The 24,039-nt window shown below is 73.5% G+C and carries 16 protein-coding genes and 1 pseudogene; 6 read left to right on the top strand and 11 right to left on the bottom strand.

Annotated features, from left to right (window positions below; genetic code table 11):
- The first annotated feature begins 36 nt into the window (after positions 1 to 36).
- Both G9H72_RS20045 and G9H72_RS20040 read left to right on the top strand, forming a co-directional pair.
- Positions 37 to 288 (top strand): hypothetical protein, encoded by a 252-nt coding sequence (locus tag G9H72_RS20045; RefSeq protein ID WP_166174487.1) that lies wholly within the window; start codon positions 37 to 39, stop codon positions 286 to 288.
- Positions 281 to 2,074 (top strand): thiamine pyrophosphate-requiring protein, encoded by a 1,794-nt coding sequence (locus tag G9H72_RS20040; protein ID WP_166174485.1) that lies wholly within the window; start codon positions 281 to 283, stop codon positions 2,072 to 2,074. Before G9H72_RS20045 ends, G9H72_RS20040 begins: the two co-directional genes overlap by 8 nt.
- Before the next feature lie 8 nt (positions 2,075 to 2,082).
- Here G9H72_RS20040 and G9H72_RS22080 read toward each other — a convergent pair whose 3' ends face one another.
- The 5 genes from G9H72_RS22080 to hrpB are packed head-to-tail and all read right to left on the bottom strand — an operon-like array spanning position 2,083 to position 7,090.
- Positions 2,083 to 2,478: a potassium channel family protein gene (locus G9H72_RS22080; RefSeq protein ID WP_407939615.1), complete on the bottom strand. Its 396-nt coding sequence runs from the start codon at positions 2,476 to 2,478 to the stop codon at positions 2,083 to 2,085.
- A 5-nt stretch (positions 2,479 to 2,483) separates the two neighbouring features.
- Entirely contained in the window at positions 2,484 to 2,900 is a 417-nt protein-coding gene (locus G9H72_RS20030) for a DUF350 domain-containing protein (protein WP_166174479.1), read from the bottom strand.
- Positions 2,901 to 2,925: 25 nt separating this feature from the next.
- Positions 2,926 to 4,131 carry a glutathionylspermidine synthase family protein gene (locus G9H72_RS20025; RefSeq protein WP_166174476.1) on the bottom strand — a complete coding sequence of 402 codons (1,206 nt, stop codon included), beginning with the start codon at positions 4,129 to 4,131 and terminating at the stop codon, positions 2,926 to 2,928.
- A 2-nt stretch (positions 4,132 to 4,133) separates the two neighbouring features.
- Complete coding sequence (locus tag G9H72_RS20020; RefSeq protein ID WP_166174473.1) at positions 4,134 to 4,529, bottom strand: hypothetical protein; 396 nt, start codon at positions 4,527 to 4,529, stop codon at positions 4,134 to 4,136.
- A gap of 56 nt (positions 4,530 to 4,585) precedes the next feature.
- Positions 4,586 to 7,090 (bottom strand): ATP-dependent helicase HrpB, encoded by a 2,505-nt coding sequence (gene hrpB / locus G9H72_RS20015; protein WP_166174513.1) that lies wholly within the window; start codon positions 7,088 to 7,090, stop codon positions 4,586 to 4,588.
- A 788-nt stretch (positions 7,091 to 7,878) separates the two neighbouring features.
- On the opposite strand from hrpB, the pseudogene G9H72_RS20010 reads away from it, so the two are divergent.
- Positions 7,879 to 8,826 (top strand): annotated as a pseudogene (locus G9H72_RS20010) (glycoside hydrolase family 16 protein); the annotation flags it as partial.
- Positions 8,827 to 8,971: 145 nt separating this feature from the next.
- Here G9H72_RS20010 and G9H72_RS20005 read toward each other — a convergent pair.
- Positions 8,972 to 12,154, bottom strand: a complete 3,183-nt coding sequence (locus G9H72_RS20005) for a glucan 1,4-alpha-glucosidase (RefSeq protein ID WP_166174470.1) — start codon at positions 12,152 to 12,154, stop codon at positions 8,972 to 8,974.
- Positions 12,155 to 12,519: 365 nt separating this feature from the next.
- Between G9H72_RS20005 and nhaA the strand changes: the two genes are divergently transcribed.
- Positions 12,520 to 13,830 carry a Na+/H+ antiporter NhaA gene (gene nhaA, locus G9H72_RS20000; RefSeq protein WP_166174467.1) on the top strand — a complete coding sequence of 437 codons (1,311 nt, stop codon included), beginning with the start codon at positions 12,520 to 12,522 and terminating at the stop codon, positions 13,828 to 13,830.
- A gap of 161 nt (positions 13,831 to 13,991) precedes the next feature.
- Positions 13,992 to 14,354, top strand: coding sequence for a thioredoxin (gene trxA, locus G9H72_RS19995; protein ID WP_166174464.1), 363 nt, complete (start codon positions 13,992 to 13,994; stop codon positions 14,352 to 14,354).
- 85 nt (positions 14,355 to 14,439) lie between these two features.
- On the opposite strand, the gene G9H72_RS19990 is transcribed toward trxA, so the two are convergent.
- The 5 genes from G9H72_RS19990 to G9H72_RS19970 form a co-directional block, all read right to left on the bottom strand.
- Positions 14,440 to 15,732 (bottom strand): sugar phosphate isomerase/epimerase family protein, encoded by a 1,293-nt coding sequence (locus tag G9H72_RS19990; protein ID WP_231127579.1) that lies wholly within the window; start codon positions 15,730 to 15,732, stop codon positions 14,440 to 14,442.
- Between the two features lie 265 nt (positions 15,733 to 15,997).
- A complete protein-coding gene (locus tag G9H72_RS19985; protein WP_166174462.1) occupies positions 15,998 to 17,311 on the bottom strand; it encodes a sugar phosphate isomerase/epimerase family protein in 1,314 nt (437 codons plus the stop codon).
- A 149-nt stretch (positions 17,312 to 17,460) separates the two neighbouring features.
- On the bottom strand, positions 17,461 to 20,811 hold the full coding sequence (locus G9H72_RS19980) for a PQQ-dependent sugar dehydrogenase (protein WP_331272451.1): 3,351 nt from the start codon (positions 20,809 to 20,811) through the stop codon (positions 17,461 to 17,463).
- 439 nt (positions 20,812 to 21,250) lie between these two features.
- On the bottom strand, positions 21,251 to 22,276 hold the full coding sequence (locus G9H72_RS19975) for a LysR family transcriptional regulator (RefSeq protein ID WP_166174458.1): 1,026 nt from the start codon (positions 22,274 to 22,276) through the stop codon (positions 21,251 to 21,253).
- A gap of 157 nt (positions 22,277 to 22,433) precedes the next feature.
- Positions 22,434 to 23,522 (bottom strand): PP2C family protein-serine/threonine phosphatase, encoded by a 1,089-nt coding sequence (locus G9H72_RS19970; protein ID WP_166174456.1) that lies wholly within the window; start codon positions 23,520 to 23,522, stop codon positions 22,434 to 22,436.
- 161 nt (positions 23,523 to 23,683) lie between these two features.
- Between G9H72_RS19970 and G9H72_RS19965 the strand changes: the two genes are divergently transcribed.
- The coding region (locus G9H72_RS19965; protein ID WP_166174454.1) for an ABC transporter ATP-binding protein at positions 23,684 to 24,039 on the top strand (356 nt) is incomplete at its 3' end.

Genomic DNA, 24,039 nt, shown 5'->3' with positions numbered 1-24,039 from the left:
GCGGTTGAACGGCGGCTCAGCGGCTAGAAGGCCGGCATGACGGACGAGACGACACCGCAGGCCGGGGAGCACGGCGGCGACAGGTACGGCGAGCAGGCGCTCGACCGCGGCATCCCGGCGGCGAGCGGGTCGGGCCGCACGCTCGACCCCTCCGCGGAGGTGCCCGGCACGGCGGAGGGCCACCCGATCAGCGACGTGAGCCTGGACCCGGCGCACGGTGTCCCCGCGGAGGCGACGGACGCGGGCACGCCCGCGGCGTCGGACGTGGACAGCCGCCCGGGTGGCTGAGGACCGGCGGCTGGTCGCCGACCTCGTCGTCGAGCGGCTGCAGGCCTGGGGCGTGCACCGGGTCTTCGGCTACTCCGGCGACGGCATCAACACCGTGCTCGGTGCCCTGCGACGCGCGGGCGGCCGCCCGGAGCTCGTCCAGGCCCGGCACGAGGAGAACGCCGCCCTCATGGCCGTGGGCCACGCGAAGTACGCCGGCGGGGTCGGGGTGATGCTCTCGACGCAGGGGCCGGGCGCGATCCACCTGCTCAACGGCCTCTACGACGCCAAGCTGGACTCGGTCCCGGTGGTCGCGATCGTGGGCCAGCAGCAGCGGTCGGTGCTGGGGTCGGCGTACCAGCAGGGCGTGGACCTGCAGACCCTCTTCGGCGACGCCACCGCGTACGTGCAGACGGTGTCGACCGCGGAGCAGGCGCAGATGGTGGTCGACCGCGCCTTCCGCACGGCGCTCGCCACCCGCCAGCCGTGCGCGGTCGTCCTGCCCCACGACGTCCGGGGGCTCGACGCGCCCGACCCGCTGCCCCAGCAGCACGGCGTCATCTCCAGCAGCGCGGAGTGGCGCCGCCCGCGCGTCCGCCCGCAGGAGGAGGACCTGCGCGAGGCGGCCGAGGCCCTCAACGCCGGACGGAAGGTCGCGCTGCTCGTGGGGCAGGGCGCCCGGCAGGCAGGCGAGCTGGTGCAGGCCGTGGCCGACCGGCTCGGCGCCGGCGTCACGACGAGCCTGCTGGGCAAGCCGTTCGTGGACGAGCGGCACCCGGCGAGCACCGGGGTGATGGGGCACCTGGGCACGAGCGCGAGCGCCTTCCTGATGAGCTCGTGCGACACGCTGCTCATCGTCGGCAGCAACGACCCGTGGACGGAGTTCTACCCGCCGCCCGGTCAGGTGCGCGCGGTCCAGGTCGATCTCGACCCGCGCAACCTCGGCAACCGCTACCCCGTCGAGGTCGGGCTGCCCGGCGACGCGGCGGAGACGCTCACCGCGCTGCTCCCGCTCCTCGAGCCCCGCCCCGACGACAGCTGGCGGCGGGAGGTCGTCGCCGCGGTGGAGCGCTGGCACGCGCTCGCCGAGGCCCGGGCGCAGCTGCCCGCCCAGCCGCTCAACCCCGAGCTCGTCATCCGCTCGCTCACGCCCCGGCTTCCCGCGGACGCGCGGGTCAGCGTCGACGTCGGGTCGGTCGTCTACTGGTACGCCCGGCACCTGGCGCTTCCGCCGGGCGTGCCGGCACACCTGTCCTCGACGCTGGCCAGCATGGGGTCGGCGCTGCCGTACGGCATCGCGGCCAAGCTCGAGGCCCCTGACCGGCCGCTCGTCGCCCTCGCCGGCGACGGGGCGATGCAGATGAACGGGATCAACGAGCTCGTCACGGTGGCTGCACGCTGGCGCGAATGGAGCGACCCGCGCTTCGTCGTCTGCGTCCTGCACAACGGGGACCTGGCCGAGGTGACCTGGGAGCAGCGGGAGATGGAGGGCGACCCTCGCTTCGAGGCGAGTCAGCGGCTGCCCGCGTTCCCGTTCGCGGCGTACGCCGAGCTGCTCGGGCTGCGCGGCATCCGGGTGGACTCCCCGGAGCAGGTGGGGCCCGCGTGGGAGGCGGCGCTCCGCGCGGACCGCCCCGTCGTGCTCGAGGCGGTCGTCGACCCGGAGGTCCCGCTGCTGCCGCCGTTCCCGGCGGGCGAGCAGAAGCTCGACTCCATGCGGGGCGCGCTCGCCCAGGAGGGCCCGGAGGGCGAGCGCGCGCTGCGGCTGCTGGCGGAGCAGGCCCGCCAGGAGCGGGAGCTGGGGTAGCCGCGCGGCTAGGTGTCGGCCGGCAGCGTCCCCAGCCGCTCCTCGATCCGCCGCAGGGAGGCCTTGATCTCCTCCTGCTCCTCGTGGCTGAACTCGTCGGCGTCGATCACGGCGCGGGCCGTGATGAAGGCCCCGGCGAGCAGCGACAGGAACCACGTGGTCACGATCAGGAAGGCCCCGATCCCCCGCCCCGCGGTCGTCTCGGGGTAGAAGTCGCCGTAGCCCACGGTGAAGCCGGTGACGATGGCCCACCACAGCGAGGAGATGGGCCCCTTGTCCTCCAGCAGGGCGTACGCGGCTGCACAGGCCACGTAGTCGAGCAGGAGTGCCCAGAACAGCACCCGCCCGTTGTTGGCCAGCTTCAGGACCAGCCGCAGGGCCAGCTCGCGTGCGCGCCGGAACACGAGGCTCAGGCGATGGAGGCGATGACGATCAGCGAGACGGCCAGCTGCGAGGCCGCCACGACCAGCGTCCCCGGCACGAACGCGCGCTCGCACACCATGGCTCCCAGCTTGCCCGGCGTCACGAGGTCCAGCAGCACGAACGCCACGCTCTGCAGCGCGACGCCGACGAGGCCGAACACGATCGTCCACCACAGCGCATCACCGAAGCCGGATTCGGCATTCGTCCAGATCGCCGTGAAGACGATGCCGCCGAGCCCGAGCGTCCCGGCGGCGGACACGACCGCCGCGTTGACGCTCCCCTCACCCCAGATCCGGTGCGACAGCTTGCCGGGCGTCAGCAGGTCCAGGGCGAGGAACCCGGCGTACAGCATCACCAGGCCGACGCCGGTGTAGGCGAGTGCGTAGCCGAGGCTCTCGAGCATGTGCTCCCTTTCGCTGAAGTGAAGGTCAGGCTTCGCGCAGCCACGCGGAAGCAGTGGACGGGTCGGGCCGGGGCGCCGACAGCGCGTGCGGCACGAAGCGGGCCCGGCTGTCGGTCACGAGCCCGTCCGACTCGCGGATCCCAGCACCGGCCGCCTTGCCGTCCACGACCCAGGCCCCGATGACCGCGTAGTTGCCGTCGAAGGCCGGCAGCGGCGCGTACTGCTGGTAGACGTAGCCCTCGGCGCCGTAGCGCTCGCTGCGCTGCTCGTGCGTGACGTCCGCCGCCGAGACCCGGATGCCGTCGCCCTCCCGCCCGTGCAGCGGCTTGGCCACCCACTCGGTCAGGGGGCCGGGCTCGTCCAGGTACGCGGGGAGCAGGTGCTCCGAGTCCGGGAAGCAGTGCCACAGCGCGGCGAGGAGGGCCTTGTTGGAGGCCAGGACCTTCCACGCGGGCTCGACCCACGTCGTCCCGAGCGGGTCCGCCATGATCTGGCGCCCGAACTCGTCGCGGAGCATGTCCTCCCACGGGTACAGGACGAACGCCGTGTCGATGGGCGCCTCGACCAGGTCGACGAAGCGGCGCCGGTCGAAGTCCCACCCGATGTCGGCCACGGTCAGCCCGACGGTCTCCAGGCCGGCCTCGGTGGCGACGTCGCGCATGTACGCGACGGTCATCCACTCCTCGTTGGTCTCGTCGTCCGGATGGTGTGCGAAGTGCACAACAGGAGAACGCAGCTTCGGCCGAGCCGACCGCCACGCCTGGACCAGCCGCTCGTGCAGGGAGTTCCACTGGTCGGTCGAGGGCATGACGTCCTCGAGCCAGTACCACTGCGCCACGCTCGCCTCGACCAGCCCGGTCGGGGTGTCGGCGTTGTACTCCAGCAGCTTGGCCGGCTCGGTGCCGTCGTAGCGCAGGTCGAGACGGCCGTAGACGCTTACGTCACCGCGCTCCAGGCTGGCCCGGGCGAGCTCGAGAGCGCCGGGCACCAGCCCGAGGTCCCCCAGCTCCCCCGACGCCAGGTAGCGCGCGGCCTCGATGCTCATCCGGTGGAGCTCCTCGGTCGCCTCCTCGAGGTGCTCCACCTCCGCCTCGGACAGCTCGTAGAAGGCGGACTCGTTCCAGTAGGCCGTCTCGCTGCCGTCGGCGTGCTTCGTCGTGGGGTAGACCAGCCCCTGCGACTCGACGGTCCGGCGCCAGTCCTTGCGGGGTGGCGAGGAGTGCCGCCACATCGTCAGCCGCCGCTCTTGCCACCGGAGGAGCCGAAGCCGCCCCGGGAGACCTTGGTGACCTTGCCGCCGGTGTAGCCCTTGGCCGCGCCCGCCCGGGGCATGCCCGTGCGCACGCCGGAGAGGCTGGCCGGCGGGGAGAAGCTGCCGGCGTACCCGACGACGGGGACCCCGAAGGCCGGGACGGCCGAGGCGCGGCCGAGGAAGTACCAGAGGAACGGCGACCCGGCCACCGAGCCGTTGTAGGCGTCGTCGTCGCACTCGTCGTCGTCGACGCGCTGCTGGGTCTGCGCGTCGACGCAGACGGCATTGACGTCGTCGCCGTCGGAGCCGCCGCAGCCGGTGAGCCCGGCGGCGAGCAGCGCCGTGAGCCCGAGGGAGACGGAGGTGGACCTGCGCACGCGCGCAACCGTAGCGGCCTTCCCGGCGTCCCCCGCCCCGCCCCGCCGCGGGCGGCTCATCGGCGACGCCGCGGGGGCGCGCTCAGCGGGTCCTCCGGCCAGGCATGCTTCGGGTAGCGCCCGCGCAGCTCGGCGCGCACCTGGGGGTAGCCCTGCCGCCAGAAGGACGCGAGGTCCCGCGTCACCGCCACCGGCCGGCCCGCCGGTGAGACCAGGTGCAGCACGACCGGGCAGGCGCCGCCGGCCAGCACCGGCCCCTCCAGCCAGCCGAACGCCTCCTGCACCGGCACGGCCAGCACGGGGGCGGCGGGCTCGGAGTAGTCGACGCGCCGCCGTGCCCCGCTCGGCACCTCGAGCCGCTCCGGCGCGAGCTCGTCCAGGCGCGCCGCCGCCGGCCAGGGCAGCATCCGGCGCAGCGCTGCCGCCAGGCCGACCCGCGCGAGGTCGGCCCGCCGTCGCGCCGTCGCCAGCTCGGGCCCGAGCCATTCGTCGACCCGGTCGAGCAGCGCGGCGTCGGCCACGTCCGGCCACGGCTCCCCGAGCGCGCCGCGCAGGAAGGCCAGCCGTTGCCGAAGCGCCGTCGCCTCGGCGCTCCACGGCAGCAGCGCGAGCCCCTCGCGGCGGAGCCCCTCCTGCAGGGCGGCGCGCACCAGCGCGGGGTCGGGTGCGTCCAGCCGGCGCTCGGCGAGCACGACCGCGCCGAGGCGCTCGACGCGTACGGCCTCGACGTCGCCGCCCGTCCAGGCCACGCGCTCCTCGGCCGCGAGCAGTCCCGGGGCGGCCTCCTGCGCCGTCGCCTCGTCGACGGGCACGGCCGCCCGCACGCGCGCCGCGGACCGCCCGGGCGCGCGGTCCGCGACCGCCACCGCGAGCCACTCCGCGCCGTGCAGGGCGGTGCCCGGGCCCAGCTCCACCGCCGTCCCGCCGGTCATGAGGTACGCCGTCCCGCCCGGCTCGCGCACGCGGGCCAGCCGCTCGGGGAAGGCCAGCCCGACGACCAGCCCGGCGGCCAGGTCCGGCGGCACGGGCGCGGGCGGGGCCGCGTCGGCGTCGACGAGGGCCTCGAGGCGGCGCGCCTCCTGCCGCCAAGCGGCGCTGTCGTCCCGGCTCGGCCCGGGCCGGCCGGCGCGCAGCCGCGAGAGGGCTGCGAGCAGGTCGTCGCCGTCCTGGCCACCCGGCTCGGCGAGCAGGGCCACGACCTCGGCGGCCGCCCGGCGGCCGACGAGCGGCGCGCCGTCGAGCAGGGCCCGGGCCAGCCGCGGGCCGGCGCCGACCGCGCCGAGGCGCCGCCCGCGCGGGGTCGCCCGGCCATGGGAGTCGATCGCGCCCAGCGCGCGCAGCGCCTCCAGCGCGCTCTCGAAGGCGCCGGCCGGCGGCTGGTCGAGCAGCGCCAGCCCGGCACCGCCGGGCGCGCCCCACCGGGCCAGCTCCAGCGCGAAGCCGGTCAGGTCCGCGCCCGCGACCTCCGGCTCGGGCTGCGCGGGGAGCCGGGCCTGGTCGGCCTCGCTCCAGCAGCGGTACGCCCGCCCCGGCGCCTCGCGCCCGGCCCGCCCGGCACGCTGCTCGGCCGCGGCGCGGGACGCGCGGACCGTCACCAGCGAGCCCAGCCCGCGTGCGGGGTCCAGGCGCGGCACCCGGGCCAGCCCGGAGTCCACGACGACGCGTACGCCGGGCACGGTCAGGCTGCTCTCGGCCACCGACGTGGCCAGCACGACGCGCCGCCGCGGCCCGGGCCGCAGCACCGCGTCCTGCTCCGCGGCGGGCAGCCGACCGTGCAACGCGACCACGTCCACCCCCGCGAGGGCGCCGAGCCGCCCGGCGACGGACCGGATCTCGGCGACCCCGGGCAGGAAGGCGAGGACGTCGCCCTCGTCCTCCGCGAGCGCGCGCAGGATGGTCGCCGCGACCGCGTCGAGCAGCCGGGGGTCGACGCGGAGCCCGTACGGCGGGGTCACCGGTGCCGGTGGCGGCGCCCACACGACCTCGATGGGGTGCAGCGCGCCGCGGGCGGTGACGACGGGCGCCGGCGGGCCGTCCCCGAGCACGCGGGCCAGCCGGCCGGCCTCCGCGGTGGCCGACGTCGCGAGCAGCAGCAGCTCCGGTCGCAGCGCGGCGCGCACGTCGATGCAGAAGGCCAGCGCGAGGTCGGTGTCGAGGTGGCGCTCGTGGCACTCGTCGAGCACCACGGCGTCCACCCCGGGCAGCTCGGGGTCGCGCTGCAGCCGCTGCACGAGCACGCCGGTCGTGACCACCTCGACCCGGGTCGCGGCCGAGGCCCGGCGGTCACCGCGGACCGTGTAGCCGACGCGCCCGCCCACCTGCTCACCGAGCAGCGACGCCATCCTCCGCGCGGCGGCACGCGCGGCGACCCGGCGGGGCTCGGCGACGACGACGCGGCCGGCGACCGCGTCGGCGAGCCAGAGCGGGACCAGCGTGGTCTTGCCGGTGCCGGGCGGCGCCACCAGCACGGCGGACCCGCCCTCCAGTGCCCGGGCCAGGCCGGCCAGCGCAGAGCGGACAGGGAGCGCGGACTGCGGCACGGCGCGCGGGTCGGGCAGCAGCCCTGCGGGGCCGTCGACGGGCCGCTCCGGGCCCCTCGTGCGGGTCACTCGGCCTCCTTCGTCCGCGCCCGGCACGCTACCGGGCGCGGGCCGGTCCGGCGGCCCCGCGGGCGGCGCGAGCTGGCGTGGGCGCGTGAGCAGGCCCCTGATGCGCCTCGAGGGCGTCAGCGCCGCTTCGGCGAGCGCCTCGCGCTGGACGCCGTCGGCCTGGAGCTGGAGGCCGGCGGCTGCATCCCCATCCTTGCCGACAACGGGCCGGGCAGGCGTCCCTCGTCCCGGGACCGCCTACGCCGGCGCGAGCTGCCCCGGGGTGCAGCCCCTCTGCGGCCAGGGCACGCACCTCGTCCACCAGCCACGGCTCGCGCTCGACGTCCTCGCCCTGGAACCGCGGCGCGTTGCGGCCGGACGCGCGGCGGCGCGCCGCCGGCGCCGGGGAGATGGCCCATTCGTCGCAATTGCGGCAAGGATGCCGTCCGGCACTCCGCCACCGTCGTCGGGAGGTCTGCATGTCCGTGATGTCTCCGTCCCCCACGCCGTCGCCCACCAGGCAGCGACGGGGCGTACGCGCCCGCCTCGCGCTGCTGGCCGGCGCGGCCCTGTCCGCGGCCACGCTGGCCGGCCCGCCCGCTGCCGCCGCCGGCCCGGTCGGGCTCACCCCGTCCGCCGTCACGGCGACGCAGGGACAGGCCTTCTCCGCCGCACTGGCGACGGCCACGACCCCCGGCATCGACCGGTCGGCGCTCAGTGCCGTCATCGACTGGGGCGACGGGACCACCTCGCCCGGTGTCCTGGCCGGCCCCCCCGATGCGTGGGGCGTCTTCGGCAGGCACTCCTACGCCGCGAGCGGGGTCTTCCGGGCGAGCGTCCGGCTCTCCGGGCCGGAGGGCGCGACCGCCGTCACCACGACCGAGGTCACGGTCCGCTCCGGCGCGGCTGCCCGCTGGGCCACCGTCTGGGCCGACGACTTCAACGGCCCCGACGGCCAGCTCCCGTCGTCGGCGAACTGGCTCTTCGACATCGGCACGCAGTACCCGGGCGGCCCTCCCCAGTGGGGCACCGGGGAGATCGAGACGATGACCGACGACCCCGCCAACGTCAGCACCGACGGGCGGGGCAACCTGCGCATCACGCCGATCCGCGGCGCCACCGGGCAGTGGACGTCCGCCCGCATCGAGACCAGGCGCAGCGACTTCGAGCCTCCGGCAGGAGGCGTGCTGCGCATGGAGGGGCGCATCCGGCTGCCCGACGTGAGCGGCCCGGCGGCGCAGGGCATCTGGCCGGCGTTCTGGTCGCTCGGCGCGCCCTTCCGCGGCACGCTCGCCTGGCCGCGCGTCGGCGAGATCGACATCCTGGAGAACGTCAACGGGGCGAACCAGGTGTGGGGCACGCTGCACTGCGGGGTCGCGCCGGGCGGGCCGTGCAACGAGTTCGACGGGCTCAGCGGCACCCGGCCCATGGGCCAGCCGAGCCTGCAGTCGGCCTTCCACACCTACGCGGTCGAGTGGGACCGCAGCGGGACGCTGGAGGAGCTGCGCTGGTACGTCGACGGCATCCAGTACTTCAGCGTCCGTCAGGACCAGCTGCCGGCACAGACGTGGCAGGACGCCTTCAGCCACGGCTACTTCCTGATCCTGAACGTGGCCATCGGCGGCGGGTGGCCCGGCCTCCCGACGGCGGCCACGGCCTCGGGGGTCCCCATGGTCGTCGACTACGTCGCGGTCTACCGGCGGCCCGCCGCCTGAGCGACACCCCGGTCGACGGGCTGGCGACAGGCCGGCCGCAGCGTCCGCCCCACCAGGGGAGGACGGCTTACGGAACCCGGCTTCAGTTCGCAGACGAGAGGGCGCGGCCCGTCCGGGCCGCGCCCTCTCGTCGTCCGCGTCAGCCCAGCGTGACGTACGGCAGGGTCGCCGGCACCCCGTCCGACCACGACAGCGCCGAGGCCTGCGTCACCCCCGGCGGCGTGAGGATGTCGAGCACGTTCGGGTCACGCGTGTCGGTGTCCCTGGCGGCGCCGGCGTCCGTCCACACGCCGGCCCCACCTCCGAACCGGTGGTCGTGGATCCACGACATGCCCGTCCCGGCCGTCGACTGCCAGTAGTCCAGCGCGTAGACGGGGCGGATGTTGCCCGCCCCCTCCCCCGCGTCCGCCCGGCTCATGATCGCGACGGCGTACGACGCCGAGGCCAGGCCGGCTGCGCCGAACGCGCTCTTCGGGATCGACACGGCGATCTGTCGCGTCACCGGCAGCGCCTGCAGCGAGCCGGTGGCCACCACGCCGCCGGCGGCGTTCTGCACCGTCGGCGTCGAGAAGCCCTCGCCCGTGACGACGACGTCGTATGGTGCGGCGAGCCGGGCGTTGGTGCCGGTCAGGGCCGGCACCGCCCCCGCCCCCGTGCCCGTCCGGACGTAGACGTTCAGCCGCTGCACCGAGATCGAGTTGCCGCCCCAGGGATTGCGGATGTCGCCCCGGATGGTGGTGACGAAGTTGTAGCTCGTGCCGTCGTCGAAGACGGCGAACCGGGTGATGTCGAACGCCCCGGCGTTGTAGGCGGCGTCCGCGGGATAGACGTACGTCCCCGGCCCGTTGTCGTCACCGCTCGGGTCGTCGACTCCCCCCAGCGGGGTGCCGAAGTTGTTCGACGTGACGTTGCGGGTGACGATCGAGGTCCCGCCGTTCGCCGCCACGGCCACCACCGTGATGGCGTTCGCGCCGCGGACGACCGGGGCCGCGTAGGAGAACGAGCCGTCGACGACCGGCACCGGGGTGGTGGTCGTGCCGATGTTGACGAAGACCGATGTCGCGTCCGTGGTCCCGGTGACGGTCACCGTCGGACGGTCCGTGACGGAGCTCTCGACGGGCGAGGTCAGCGACAGCGTGGGGCCGGCCGGCACCGCCCCGCGGGCGTACCGGTCCGCGACGACCGACGGCGTCTCGACGGGCCGGCCGGCGTCGATCGAGAGCGCGAGCCGGACGTACTGCGCCATCGACCACGCGAGCGGCGTGGCGGAGCCGGTGCCCTCCCCGAACCGGTGGCCGTACGCGGTCGCCTCAGGCCGGTCCCACACCTGCTCGGGGATCAGGTAGCCCTCGTTCGCGGCGGCCGCCATCGTGCGCAGGTGGGAGTCGGCGGGCCGCCCCGCGGCCAGCTCGTACTCGCCGCGCTCACCGGACAGCAGGGGCCACAGCCGCCCGACGCCCTCACCGGTGTAGGGCGAGCCGTCGGCCTTCTCGCCGTAGCCGTCGTGGTTGTAGCGGTACCACATCGCGCCGTTCGGGGTCTGGACGCGGATCGTGGAGTCGACCTCGGGCAGGGACGAGGTGACGTAGGGGTCGTTCCACGGCTTGACCCCGAGGCGGACCAGCTCGAGGAACCCGGCGTCGACGACCTCGCGCTCGTCCCAGGTCCCGCCCCCGTTGTTGATCGAGAGGGCGGCGCCGTCGTCGGGGTTGCCGTTGTCGTCGATGCGCTCGTAGTAGCGGCCGTCACCCAGCGGCCCGGTGGTCGTGTAGGTCCACGACTCCACCTTGCGCTGCCACTCGTCGGCCACGGCGGTGTAGAGGACGGCCGACGTCCCGTCCCCGTTGGCCCGGGCGATGTCCGCGGCGGCGACCAGCCCGGCGATCTCGGCGGCGATGGTGCTCGGGGACCAGCCGCCCTCCTCCTCCCACCGCTCCTGCGGCGTGGACGGGCCCCGGCCGACGAGGAAGTCGGCAGACCGCTTCACATGTCCCCACGAGTCGGCATCGGTCCGCCCGAGCTGCCAGGCCAGCACGATCGGGAAGGCCACCTCGTCGAGCTGCAGGCTCTGCCAGTACGGCGTCCCGTCGAGCAGGGTGTTCTGGGGGAACGACCCGTCGGGCCGCTGCTGGACGTCGAACAGGTAGTCCAGGGAGCGGTTCGCCGCTGCGACGTCGCCGGCGGCGAGCTGCGCCGTCGCCACCTGGTAGAGGTCGCGCGCCCACACCAGGTGGTAGCCGCCGACCCCGGCCTCGTTCGCGTTCTGGGCCTCGCCCCACGGGACCGTGAGGGACGCGATGTTGGCGCCCCGGTACGTCTTGTCCTCGTGCGCCTTGAGCTGCATGGCAGCCACGCGGTACTGCGTGTAGAGCTCGTGGTCCCGGCGGACGCTCTTCGGCGCCTTCGCCAGCGAGCCCAGGTAGTCGTGCCAGCCGTCGGAGTACGCCCGGCGGATGTCCCAGAAGCCGGTCGCCTGGCTGGCCCGGGCGGTGGCGAGGGCCTCGCCGGACGTCGCCCCGAACCCGAGGGCGAGGGCCGCCGTGGACGTGCGCGCCGTCCCGCCGAGCTGCAGGCGGGCGACCTGGACGACGTTGCCGTCGGTGGCCTCGCCGTAGGCGTCGTCGAGGTCGAAGTCAGCGCGAAGGTCCTCCCAGCCGTCGCTCGAGGTGCCGACGTAGCCGTTGGACGTGGCGAGGAACGGCTTGTCCGCGACGAGCGCGCTGGCCACCTCGTCGGCACCGCCGGAGTCCTCGGCGAGCAGGGCTCCGCCGGAGGTCCAGGCCCGGTCGTGGCGGCCGGAGTTGGCGAGCGCGGGATCGAAGCGGGCGTACACCTGGTAGCGGCCGCCGTCCAGCGACCGGAACTCCACGTTGACCATCACCGTCGAGCGCGCCGGGTCGGTCACGTAGGTCTTGGTGATCGCGTAGCGGCCGTCCTTGTCCGTGTTGACCTGGCGGTAGACCAGGCCGCGGTCGTCGGCCAGCCCGGTCACGTGGTCGGTCGCCGTGGCCTCGCTCTCGGCGAAGGTGCGGCCGTCGGTGACGATCAGCTCCAGCGAGCGCGAGTCCGCGACGTCGACGCGCGGGTAGTAGACCTCGGTCAGCACGCCGTCGGCGAGCGTGTACCAGACCTTCGACGCGAGGGTGGTGGACGTGCCGACGCCGGTCTTGGCGCCGGTCGTCCAGGTGGCGTCCGCCCCGGGGGCTCCGGGGGCGGTGCCGGTCGCCGCCGACGCAGGGGCGGCGTACGCGGCCAGCAGCGACGCGGCCAGGCCTGCGGCGGCTACCGCGGCGGTCGACGTGCGGGGATGCTTCGTCGTCATCTCGACCTCGGGACGCAGGGATCGGGCTCCGGCATGGTGCGCGCCGTGAGCAGGTCGGACAAGTCCGGAAGGCCGGTGCAGGGCGGGCTGATGCGAAGCCGTGACCTGCGCCGGGACCGACGCCGCGGCGGTCTCCGGCGAGGACCTGCCGAGCTGCTGCACGCCGCGTCGTCACCGCCGTCGAGGTGGCAGCCGCCGTGTCCGGCGTGTGGAAGGGCCGCCCGCGACCTCGTGCACCGTACGGCGTATCGTGACCGGCACCACGGTGCCCGGCTGGGCTCCCGCCGGTCCCTACACTGGGCCGCGGTGTGCCGGGAAGTCTGGTCGGCGACGTCCTTGTCGTCCCCGCAGCATGAGGAGCCCTCGTGGCCCAGTCGCACTCGTCCCGTCGCCTGCTCGGCCGTGGCTCCTGGCCCGAGGCGTCCCGCATCGCCGAGATCCTGCGCAAGGAGACCATCGGCGGCGCGCTCCTGCTGGCCGGCGCCGCGCTCGCCCTGGTCTGGGCCAACTCCCCTTGGTCCGAGGCGTACGAGGACCTGCGCGACACCAGGGTCGGCCCGTCCTCGCTCCACCTGGACCTGAGCCTGGGGACCTGGGCGGCCGACGGCCTGCTGGCCATCTTCTTCTTCGTCGCGGGCCTCGAGCTCAAGCGCGAGTTCGTCGCCGGTGACCTGCGCGACCCGCGGCGGGCCGCGGTCCCGGTCGCCGCCGCGGTCGGCGGCGTGCTCGTCCCAGCGCTCATCTACACCGTGGTCGCGGCGGGCGCCGGCGACGGCGCGGCCAAGGGCTGGGCGATCCCGACGGCGACGGACATCGCGTTCGCGCTCGCCGTGCTCGCCGTCATCGGCCGTCACCTGCCGTCGGCGCTGCGCACGTTCCTGCTGACGCTCGCGGTGGTCGACGACCTGATCGCCATCACGATCATCGCGCTCTTCTACACCTCCGACCTCGAGGTCGGCCCGCTGCTGCTGGCTCTCGTGCCGCTGGCCGCGTTCACCCTGCTCGTGCAGCGTCGGGTCCGCTCCTGGTGGCTGCTGCTGCCGCTCGCGGCGGTCACCTGGGTCCTGGTACACGAGTCCGGGGTGCACGCGACCGTGGCCGGGGTGCTCCTCGGCTTCGCCGTGCCGGTCGTCCGCAGCGCGCAGGCGGGCGGGCCGGAGGCCGGGCCGGGGCTGGCCGAGCACTTCGAGCACCGGTTCCGCCCGTTGTCCGCGGGCGTCGCCGTCCCCGTGTTCGCCTTCTTCGCGGCCGGCGTGACGGTCGGGGGCCTGTCGGGGCTCGGCGACTCCCTCAGCGACCGGGTCGCGCTCGGCATCGTGCTCGGCCTGGTCGTCGGCAAGACGGTCGGCATCACGCTCGCCACCTGGCTGGTCGCGCGGTTCACCCGCGCCGACCTGGACTCCGAGCTCTCCTGGCTCGACGTCGTCGGGCTGGCGATCCTCGGGGGCATCGGCTTCACGGTGTCGCTGCTCATCGGGGAGCTGGCGTTCGGGCTCGGCAGCGAGCGCGACGAGCACGTCAAGGTGGCGGTCCTGACCGGCTCCCTGCTCGCCGCGGCGATCGCGGCCGTCGTGCTGCGGCTGCGCAGCCGCGCGCACGCGTCCATCTGCGCCGCGGAGGAGGTCGACGCCGACGCCGACGGTGTGCCGGACGTCTACCAGTCGACCGAGCGCTGACGGTGGCGCGCCGGGGCGAGCATCCACGGGGGTCGCCTGCCGCACGGCGACTCCTGCTGGCCGGCCCCGCCTCGCCGCTGACAGCCCAGCGGCCGGAGGAATGCTCGGCCCGCAGTGGCCGTTGCCGCCCACGACAGCAACGTCGAGACCATGGAGACGGCATGAGCACGGTCGACCTGACCGCCCAGACCTTCGAGTCCACCGTGAGCGAGTCGGACATCGTGCTCGTGGACTTCTGGGCCAGCTGGTGCGGCCCCTGCCGCTCGTTCGCCCCGGTGTACGAGAAGGCGTCGGAGAAGCACCAGGACATCGTGTTCGGCAAGATCGACACCGAGGCCGAGCAGGCGCTGGCCGGCGCCGCTCAGATCACCTCGATCCCGACGCTGATGGCGTTCCGCGAGGGCGTGCTGGTCTTCCGTCAGCCGGGTGCGCTGCCGGCGCCGGCGCTCGAGCAGGTGATCGATGCGGTGCGCGCGCTCGACATGGACGACGTCCGTCAGCAGATCGCCGCGCAGCAGGGCTGAGCAGGGCTCCCAGCCCGCACTGACGACGCCGGCTCCGACGACGGGGACCGGCGGGCTCGCCGGTCCCGTCGCCGTGCCGTGAAGGCTAGCCCCCAAGCTCCCGGTCCTCGGACTCCTGCAGCCAGCCCATGATCATGTCGGCGTTGCTGAGCAGCATGGCCTTGGACGCGGAGAAGCCGCGCACCTGGTTGCCGACCTTGGCGACGAACTGGCCGAGGTAGCCCATCGCGGACTCCTCGTGGCCGTCCTGGTAGCGGCTGATGGCCCGGTCGAGGCGGTCCTGCAGCCCCGCGCCCACGCTCGCGGTGAGCTGTCGGTTGAGCACCATCCGACCGACCAGTGCGTGCATCTCGTCCAGCCAGGTCAGCGTGCGGGTCTCGAACATCCCCAGGTAGCTGCGCCGGGAGGCGCCGAACACCCCGCCCAGCTCCGCCGGTGTGTTGGGGGCGTTGTCCTGCTCCCACAGCGGGTGGTTCTCGTAGCGGGCACCGACCTTGGCGAAGAACGACCGAAAGTCGATCGTCCCGGCGCCGAACTCGCTCGGTGTGAACGAGTTGCCGCTCGCGGGGTCGGCGTTCGGCGTCCCGTCCTTGGCGTGGAACAGCCGGTAGCGCTCGGGGTTGGCGGCGACCCAGTTCGCGGGGTCGAAGCCGAACGCTCCGTTCGGCAGCGGCAGGCCGTTCGTGCCCCCGGGCTGCGCGTACTTGCGCGCACCGCCGTACGCCCAGAGGATGTCCATCTCGAGGAAGACGTTCCTGCTCCAGTCGATGCGGTTGATGAACGGCGTGTAGCGCCGCACGTTCGGCTGGTCCGCGGTGAAGGCGAACTCGTTGGCGTGGTTGTGCTGGTAGATCCGCAGACCGTACGTCGCGGCCACGTCAGCGGCGGCGTTGAAGCGGTCGGCGCCGGCCTGGATCTCGGCGACCGTCTGCCCGGGGATGTCGTTGGCGGTGCCGATGTAGGGCATGCCCAGCTGCACCGCGATCTCGTACTGCTGCTCGCGGACGCCGGCGTTGAGCAGGTTGTTGAGGCTGATGTGGGAGCCGATGGCCTTGAGCCCGTTGTCGTCCAGCAACTGGCGCAGCTGCGGGATCGTGATGCCGGGGGACGCGGGCGAGGTGTAGCCCGCGAACTCCACCTCCTTGTAGCCCTGCTGCGCCAGCGTCTCGAACACGACTGCGAAGCCCAACGAGCTGATCGCGTTGCGCACGCTGAACAGCTGCAACCCGAGGCTCGGCGACGGGGTGTCCTTGGCGGCCACGGCCATCGCCGCCCCGGCGCGCCCGGCGAGCGGCCCTGCCATCGACAGCCCCGCGACGCCGATCGCCGCCCCGCCGGCGGTGCCCAGGAAGCCGCGCCGACTGATGTTCTGACCCATCCCATAGCTCCTTTGCCACTGGACAAGCACTGACCGGGCCAGAGTTCTCCTCCCCGTGACGCACGACAAGGCTTCGCCACGAGCTCTTTCGCCCACTAGGCACCATGAACCCACCGGAGCCGCCGGTAGCAGCGGCCCAAAACGATCCCGTCGTCGGCAACCGCCCACGCGGCCGACGAGGCCGGGGGAACGCGAACGGGCCCCGGCGCGGTGCGCGCCGGGGCCCGTCAGGAGGAACGTCCCGCCGGCGAGCGGCGGGCAGGCGTCAGACGACGCCGTTCTCCTTGTCCTCGGACTGCTGCAGCCAGTCGAGGATGATCTGCGCGTCGCCCATGAGGACGGCCTTGGCGTCGGCGTCGCCCTTCACCTGGTTGTTGACCTTCGCGATGAACTGGCCGAGGTAGCCGATCGCCGACTCCTCGTGCCCGCCCTCGTAGCGCTTGATCGCGTTGTTCACGCGGCCGAGCAGGTCGTCCCCGACAGCGGCCTTGACGCGGCCGTCCGCGACCAGGCGCGCGACCAGGGCGGCGAGCTCGTCGAGCCACGTGAGCGTCCGGGTGGCGAACATCGCGTCGAAGCTGCGCTCCGCGGCGCCCATGGCGCCACCGAGGACGGCCGGGGTGCTGGGCGCGTTGTCGTGCTCCCACAGCGGGTGGTGCTCGGTCTTCGCGCCGACCTTCTTGAAGAAGGAGCGGAAGTCGATCGTGCCGGCGCCGAACTCGGCGGGCGTGTAGGAGTTGCCCTGCGCGGGGTCCGTGTTGGGCAGGCCGTCCTTGGTGTGGAACAGGACGTAGCGCTCGGGGTTGGCGGCGACCCAGTCGGCCGGGTCGAAGCCGAACGCCCCGCCGGGCAGCGGGACGCCGCGGTTGTTGCTGCCGCCGGGGACCGCGTACTTGCGGGCGCCGCCGTACGCCCACAGGATGTCCATCTCGAGGAACGCGCCCGCAGCCCAGCCGCCCGCGGCCTGCACGGCCTCGATGAAGATTTCGTAGCGGCGGCGGCTCGGGGCGTCGTCGGTGAACATGAACTCGTTGGCGTGGTTGTGCTGGTAGATGCGCAGCCCGTAGGTCGCGGCCTTCACCTGAGCCGCGGCGAACAGCGCGGCCCCGGCCTGGATGGCCGCCACCGTGGTGCCGGGGAAGTCGTTGGCGGTGCCGATGAACGGCATGCCGAGCTCGACGGCCCGCTCGAACTCGAGCGTGTTGAGCGAGGGGTTGGTGAGGTTGTTCCAGCTGATGTGCGAGCCGATGGCCTTGAGGCCGTTGCCGTCCAGCAGGCCCTTGATCTGCGCGGTGGTGATCGCGCCGACGTTGCCCTGGGTGTAACCGGCGAACTCGACCTCGTTGAAGCCGATGCGGGCCAGCTCCTCGAAGGTGGCGGCGAAGCCGACCGCGCCGGTGCCGCTGATGAGGTTGCGGACGCTGTACAGCTGCAGGCCGATGCTCTGCGAGGGCGTGTTGAGCTTCGAGACGCTCATGGCGGCGTTGGCCGTGCCCGCGCCGAGGAGCGGGGTGGCCGCGACGCCGATGGCGGAAGCCCCGGCCAGGCCGAGGAAGTTCCGGCGGTTGAGCTTGCTCATTGCGTTTCTCCTAATTCCACCGGGCCGAGCGGGTCCGGGAGGGTGGCGAACCGGGGGGCCGGCCCGACGGCGTGGAGCCGTCGGGCCGGCCGGGAATGCGGTGGTGCTGGTGGTTCTGGAGGACGTGCAGGTGGAGCAGTGGGCCGAGGTCAGCCCTCGAGGGACGCGATGAGCGCCCGGGCGTCGCGGACGAGGACGTCGTGCGCAGCCTTCTGCTTGACCTGGCTGTCGGCCCGCTTGATGAACTGCTCGAGGTAGCTGATCGCCGAGGAGAGCTGGCCACGCTCGGCGCGGGTCTCCGCGGCCTCGAGCCGGTCGCGCAGGCTGGCCGCCGCGCTCGCCGAGATCGTCTTAGCAGCCGCGTAGCGCCCGATCAGGGCGTCGATGCTGTCGAAGGAGACCGTGGTCGTGAACGCTAGCGTCTCGACCTTGGTGTTGCCGGCCACGTCCTTGACGGTGAACACGATCGTGTGAGCACCGAGGGACAGGGCCGACAGGTCGATCGGCTGGGCCGCGCCGTAGCTCTTGCCGTCCACGGTGACGCCGGAGACGCTGAGGAAGCCGGAGCCGCCGGTGTCGGTGGCGCTGGGCACCAGGTAGGCCGAGTTCGCGATCGAGCCGTTGACGACGCCGGGCAGCGTGCCCGTCGGCGCGGTGCGGTCGATGCGGACCTGGACGTTGCCGACGGCGGAGACGTTGCCGCCGTTGTCGGTCGCCCGGTAGCAGACGAAGGTCGTGCCCTCGGCGCTGATGACGACGTTGCCGTTGTTCGGGACGTTGGTCCACGTGGCGCCGGCAGCCGTGCACTGGTTGGCGGCGGTGACGGTGCGGTACTGACGCGACGCGACGGCGCCGTTGTCGGTGGCCGCGATGGTGACCGTGACGTTGCCGGAGGTCCACCAGCCGTTGGCGCCGTTGGCCGCGGGCGAGGTGGTCGCCGTGACCGTCGGGGCCGTGACGTCGTTGAGGCCGTTGCCGAGGAACTCGATCTGGTCGACGTCCACGCCGCCGGTCGAGGTGACGAAGAGCTTGCCCGAGCCGGTCGGCAGCGAGGTGCCGGTGAGCGCGAGGTTGACCGTCTTCCAGCCCTCACCCGCCCCGAACGCGGCGGTCGCGAACGGAGCCGCGTCCACCGAGCCCCAGCGGAACGCGAGCGTGCCCTGGCCGGAGCCCTTGACCTGCGCGCCGGTGATGCCGGAGAAGTTCACCGGGTCCCAGCCGATGAAGTCACCGGCGTCGAAGGAGGTGACCTTGTTGAAGCCGGCCGCGTTGGCGTCCGCCGTGACCTGGACGCCGGACTGCGCGTCGAACCACTCGGCCTGCTGGTTCTTGTCGTTGAGGATGACCTCGGCCTCACCGGACGCCGCCGGGACGCCGTTGGCGCCCGCGTCGGTGTAGGTGAAGAGCATGACGCCGTAGATGTTCTCCGTCGGGCCGTGCTCGGGAGCGTCGGCCGGGGTCGCCCAGGCGCCGGCGCAGCCGGTCGCCGTGGTCAGCGGGTGGGCGTGCGTGTTGTGGCCGAGGCCGTAGATGACCGACACGCGCGAGCACACCGTGTTGGTGCCCTCTTCGGCGTCGTTCGTCGTGACCGACCACGGGACGGCCTTGCCCCAGTTGAAGAACCCGCCGTTCGGCGTCGAGACCGAGATCGTCGGGGCCTGGTTGCCGACCGAGACGCGGCGCGAGGTGACGGCGGTCTTGCCCGACGCGTCGGCCACCCGGAGTCGGGCGGTGTACGCGCCGAGGGTGTTGTACGTGTACGACGCGGTCACGCCGGTGGCGTCGAAGACGCCGTCGTTGTTGAAGTCCCACTCGTAGGTGAGGGCGGCGCCCTCCGGGTCGAGCGAGCGGCCCGCGTCGAAGGCGACCGTCAGCGGAGCGGAGCTGCTGGAGCTCGGCGTGGCGGTGAACTGGGCCTGCGGCGTCTTGTTGCCCGGCGCCCAGTCGACGCGGTAGAGGCCGGCGTCGGGGTTCTGGCGGAAGAAGCCGTCGCCGTACTCGAGGACGTAGAGCGAGCCGTCGGGGCCGAACTCCATGTCCATCACGTTGTCCCAGCGCGGGGACGCGGTGGAGGTGACCTTGCCGTTCGGGAAGAAGTTCTCCAGCTTGGTGACGGTCTTCGCCGGGCTGGCGTAGTCGACCGTCAGCGCGGCGACGTAGTCCTGGGAGAACTCGGCCATGAAGGCCTTGTTGTCCCAGTGGGCCGGGAACTTCGTCTGCGACGGGTTGGCCGCGTCGTAGTGGTAGATCGGGCCGCCCATCGGCGCCTGGCCGGAGGAGTCCGGCGTACGGAAGGCGGTGAGCTCGGGCCACGGCTGGTCGGTGTCGCGGTCGCCGTACCACAGCTGCGGCGCGGTGGCCGGCGGCACCGTCGGGAGGCCGGTGTTCAGCGGCGAGTTGTTCTTGGCGCCGGCGGCGCAGTCGAAGAACTCACCGGGGGTGTTCGTCGCGTAGTTGTACTCGTTGTAGTTCGCGTTCGGGCCGTGGCAGTACGGCCAGCCGCCGTTGAGCGGCGTGTCCAGCGAGGTGATCTGCCACTCGACGTAGCCCATCGGGCCACGGTTCGCGATGGCGGTGCCCGAGTCGGGCCCGTAGTCGCCCCAGGAGACCGTGTTGGTCTTCTCGTCGACCTCCATGCGGAACGGGTTGCGCAGGCCCATCACGAAGATCTCGGGACGGGTCCTGGCGGTGCCGGGCGCGAAGAGGTTGCCGGCGGGGACGGTGTAGCTGCCGTCCTCGGCGACCTTGATGCGCAGGATCTTGCCGCGCAGGTCGTTGGTGTTGCCCGCGCCGCGCCGGTCGTCGTGACCCGGGTTGCTCGTCGGGGTCGAGATGTTCGGCGCCATGCCGCTGGCGCCCGGAGCGCTGGCGGGGGTGTTGTCACCGGTGGAGAGGTAGAGGTTGCCCGCGGCGTCCCAGTCGATGTCGCCGGCGACGTGGCAGCACTGCCCGCGCTGCTGCTCGACCTTGATGATGACCTGCTCGGTCGTCAGGTCGAGGGCCTGGGTGGCGTCGTTCCACTTGAACCGCGACAGCTGGTTGTAGCCGAGCCACTGGTTCCAGTACGAGTTGTCCGCGCCCGCGGGACGGTCGTTGGGAGCGCTCCCCGCCGGCGTCGTCGTCGGGTACGGCGCGCCGTTCTGCGCCGTCCCGCTCATCACGCGCGGTGCGTAGTAGAGGTAGACCCACTTGTTCGTGGCGAAGTTGGGGTCCAGGGCGACCGTCTGCAGGCCGTCCTCGGAGTTGCCGTAGACGTCGATCTTGTTGATGATCCGCGTCACGCCGGTGGACGGGTCCGTCAGCCGCACATCACCGTTGCGCGCGGTGTGCAGGATGCGCGAGTCGGACATGACGGCCATGTCGATCGGCTCGCCGGTGTCCTTGGTGATCGTGATCTTCTCGTAGTTGTTCGGGTCCAACGGGTCCGGGTCCGCGGCCGAAGCCACGGGCGCCACCGCGGCCACCAGGGCTGCCGCCGGAAGGGCGACCGCCAGGGGCACGGAGAGCAGACGAAGCCGACTTCGCTTCATTGCGTGGGAACTCCTCGCTGCTGATGGGACGGATCTGCCCGACGGCGAGCTGCTGCTCACCGACGGGCGGGCCGACGGGCGGGACCGCGAGGGGCGGGCGCCGGTCGGGCGGGAAAGCGCACGGGCTGGACAGCTCAACCCCGGCAGTGGAGCCGGCGCCGGTCGGCGACGCCGAGCAGCGCGGCGGACGGACCCGGGATGAGGGGTTTCGCCCGTTGCTCAGGGACAGCGCCGTCCATGAAACGGGAACGTAATGAGGCCAGATGGTGTCGTCAAGCAGAAGTATCTGAAATTTGAATCGTTACTTCGTCGTGACCAAGCACAACTTGCGGCGGCGAAACCCCCGCTTCCGGACGCGAACCGCGAAGTTACAACGGCATGACAGCCCGCGCTGGCGATCGGACGAGGATCAGCCGTCCGAGCGCCGGGCGCACCGCAGCTGTGCTGCCGCCTCGTGCAGCCGTCGGCGCAGAGCGTCGACGACCGGCCCCGCCTCCGTCCTGGTCGTGACCGACACCGGGTAGCCGAGCTCGCTCCCGCCGTCGACGACGGGCGCCCAGCGGAAGCCCTCCCGCTCGGCGAGGCGGGCGAACGGCGCGGTCATGTCCGAGCCGAGCACCACCGTGCCCGCACCGTGCCGTGCGAACTCCTCCAGCGCGCCTTCGTCGGCGGACTCGAGCACGACGTGCGGAGTTACGCTGCCTCGTTCAGCGAATGCTGTTTCAAGTATTTGCCTTCCCCGGACGCCCCATGGGGGCAGCAGGAGCCGGCGGCCGGCCAATGCCGCGACCTCGACGCTGACAGCGTCGTCACCCGGCGGCAGCAGCGCCTCCAGGCGGGCCGTGAACAGCCGCTCCGTCCGCAGCCCGGGGTTGTCCGCAACGCGCGCCGGCGAGCCGACGACGATGTCCAGGAGCCCGTCCTCGACCTGCCGCAGGGCTCGCTCCTCGCCCGGCCGTCGACCGCCCTCGTCCTCGGCGAGCAGCAGCAGCTCGACGTTCTCGGGCATGCCGGCGGCCCGCCAGGCAGGCGCGACCAGGCCCGCGTGCTGGGGATGGAACGCGAGGACGTGGAGCGAGCTGCCCAGCCGGGCCAACGCCTCGGCCTGGGCGAGGATCGCGCCGGCCGCGGCGTACACGCGGCGGCCGTGCACGGTGGGGACCACCAGGCGGCCGTCCTGCCCGCCACGGCTCAGCAGCGAGGTGCCGCCCGTGACGTCCGTGAGCTCGGAGAGGTTCTGCCGCACGGCCACCTCGCTGAGCGCCAGCTCGCGCGCGGCCGCCCGGATCGACTGCCGCTCCACCACCGTCACGTAGACGCGGAGGCGGTTGGGGGTGAGGCGGGAGACGTCCCAGGAGCTCCCGGCACCAGGTGAGCTGGGCGGAGCCGGCGAGAGGGGCGAGCGTGCCGCGTCCGCGGGGTTCCTCGAGCTCACCGGCGGCGCCCCCGCCGACAGGGACGCTGCCTGCTCCCGGGCCGGCGCTCGCGCATGTCCGCTCGTTCCTCCTGCACGAGTCGCCCCTCCCTGGCGACCCCCACGCCGAGTCCGCCCGATGGGCGTCTGCGCAGGCTAGGCGCGCCTCCGGCACCCGTCAATCAGCGTGCAGGGTGACGACGTCCACGTCGGACCCGACACCCACGTGCTCGACCAGGAGCACTGCGGTGTCGTCGCCGCGTGCCCCGTTGCTGTGTGCGTCCACGGCGTCGAGCAGGGCGTCCAGCGCGTCCTCCCGCGAACGGCGCGCGCCGATCCGGCGCACCGCCTGCTCCAGGTCGAAGAACCGCCCGGAGGAGTCCCGGGCCTCGACGAGCCCGTCGGTGAACAGCAGCAGCCGCTCCCCCGGTGCCAGCGCGACCTCCTCGCCGACCGGCGCGGTCACGAGCCCGAGCGGGGGCTGCGGAGGGTGGGGCTCCAGCACCCGCACCTCCCCCGTGGACGTCAGGCGCAGGGGCGCTGGGTGGCCACAGTTGACCAGCCACCCGCGCCCCTCGTCGTCGAGCTCCACGAGGACGGCCGTGACGAAGTCCTCGATCGCCATCGAGCGGGCGGTGCTGTCGCTGACGATGCGCGCCACCCGGGCCAGGTCCGACCCTGCGGTGAAGACGGCCTCCCGGAAGCTGCCGAGCACGGCGCTGGCCAGGCGTACGGCGTCGAGCCCCTTGCCCCGGACGTCCCCCACGATCAGCCGGACGCCGTACGGCGTGGCGAGCACGTCGTAGAAGTCGCCCCCGACGCTGGCCGAGGCCGTCGCGGACCGGTAGCGCGCCGCGAACCGGAGCGCCCCGGAGCGCTCCGGAGGGGGGCGCAGGATCGCGGCCTGGGCGGCTTCTGCGATGTCGGTGATCTCGCGCAGGCGCCGGTCGTTGAGCTGGCGGACGGTCGCGGCCAGCGCGGCGGTGAACGTCGCGGCGACGACGAAGCCGAGCCGGCCGGCCTGCCCGCTGCTGCTCGCGGTCCGCTGCGCCTCGTAGAACGCCTGGCTCGACAGGAGGGTGGCCAGGCCGACGGCGAGCACGTCGACGGGGGCCGCGAAGATCGCGGTGACGAACGGCGCCACGGTGAGGACGCCGAGGTACTGCAGCCCCGGCCCCTGCACGACGTCGGCCCCGATGACGACGGCGACGGCCGCGAGGCCGGCCGCCAGGCCCTGGATGCGCGGCCCCCGTGCCTGCCTCGACACCCTGCCGGTCAGCAGTCGAGTCGCTCGTCTGGCGAGTGTCAGCGAGGCCTCCGGCGCCGGGCGGATAACGCACCCATTATGCAAGCTCACGCGGTGTCACGGTGATCATGGAGTGAGGGGCCGGTTGGCGCGCACCGGGACACAACAGGCAGGGTGGGCGAATGCTGGAGATCCTCGGGTTGCAGAAGAGATACGGCGACAAGAAGGCGCTGGACGGGCTGTCGTTCACGGTCCGGCCAGGAGAGGTGTTCGGCTTCGTCGGGCAGAACGGCGCGGGCAAGACCACCACGATGCGGATCGTGCTGGGCGTCCTCGCCGCGGACTCCGGCGAGGTCCGCTGGCAGGGACGGCCCATGGACGCGGCCGCCCGCCGCCGCACCGGCTACATGCCGGAGGAGCGGGGGCTCTACCCCAAGATGCGGGTCCGTGACCAGCTGGTCTACCTGGCCCGGCTGCACGGCCTTCCCGCCGGGCGCGCCGAGGCCTCGGCCGACACGCTGCTCGAGCAGCTGGGCAT

Source organism: Motilibacter aurantiacus (genome assembly GCF_011250645.1).
GTDB lineage: Bacteria > Actinomycetota > Actinomycetes > Motilibacterales > Motilibacteraceae > Motilibacter_A > Motilibacter_A aurantiacus.
This window is presented reverse-complemented; position numbering and strand designations above follow the sequence as displayed.

Coding starts and splice junctions, on each gene's coding strand:
- G9H72_RS20045 (WP_166174487.1), top strand. CDS start 37: ATGACGGACGAGACGACACCGCAGGCCGGGGAGCACGGCGGCGACAGG.
- G9H72_RS20030 (WP_166174479.1), bottom strand. CDS start 2,900: ATGCTCGAGAGCCTCGGCTACGCACTCGCCTACACCGGCGTCGGCCTG.
- G9H72_RS20025 (WP_166174476.1), bottom strand. CDS start 4,131: ATGTGGCGGCACTCCTCGCCACCCCGCAAGGACTGGCGCCGGACCGTC.
- G9H72_RS20005 (WP_166174470.1), bottom strand. CDS start 12,154: ATGACGACGAAGCATCCCCGCACGTCGACCGCCGCGGTAGCCGCCGCA.
- trxA (WP_166174464.1), top strand. CDS start 13,992: ATGAGCACGGTCGACCTGACCGCCCAGACCTTCGAGTCCACCGTGAGC.
- G9H72_RS19990 (WP_231127579.1), bottom strand. CDS start 15,732: ATGGGTCAGAACATCAGTCGGCGCGGCTTCCTGGGCACCGCCGGCGGG.
- G9H72_RS19985 (WP_166174462.1), bottom strand. CDS start 17,311: ATGAGCAAGCTCAACCGCCGGAACTTCCTCGGCCTGGCCGGGGCTTCC.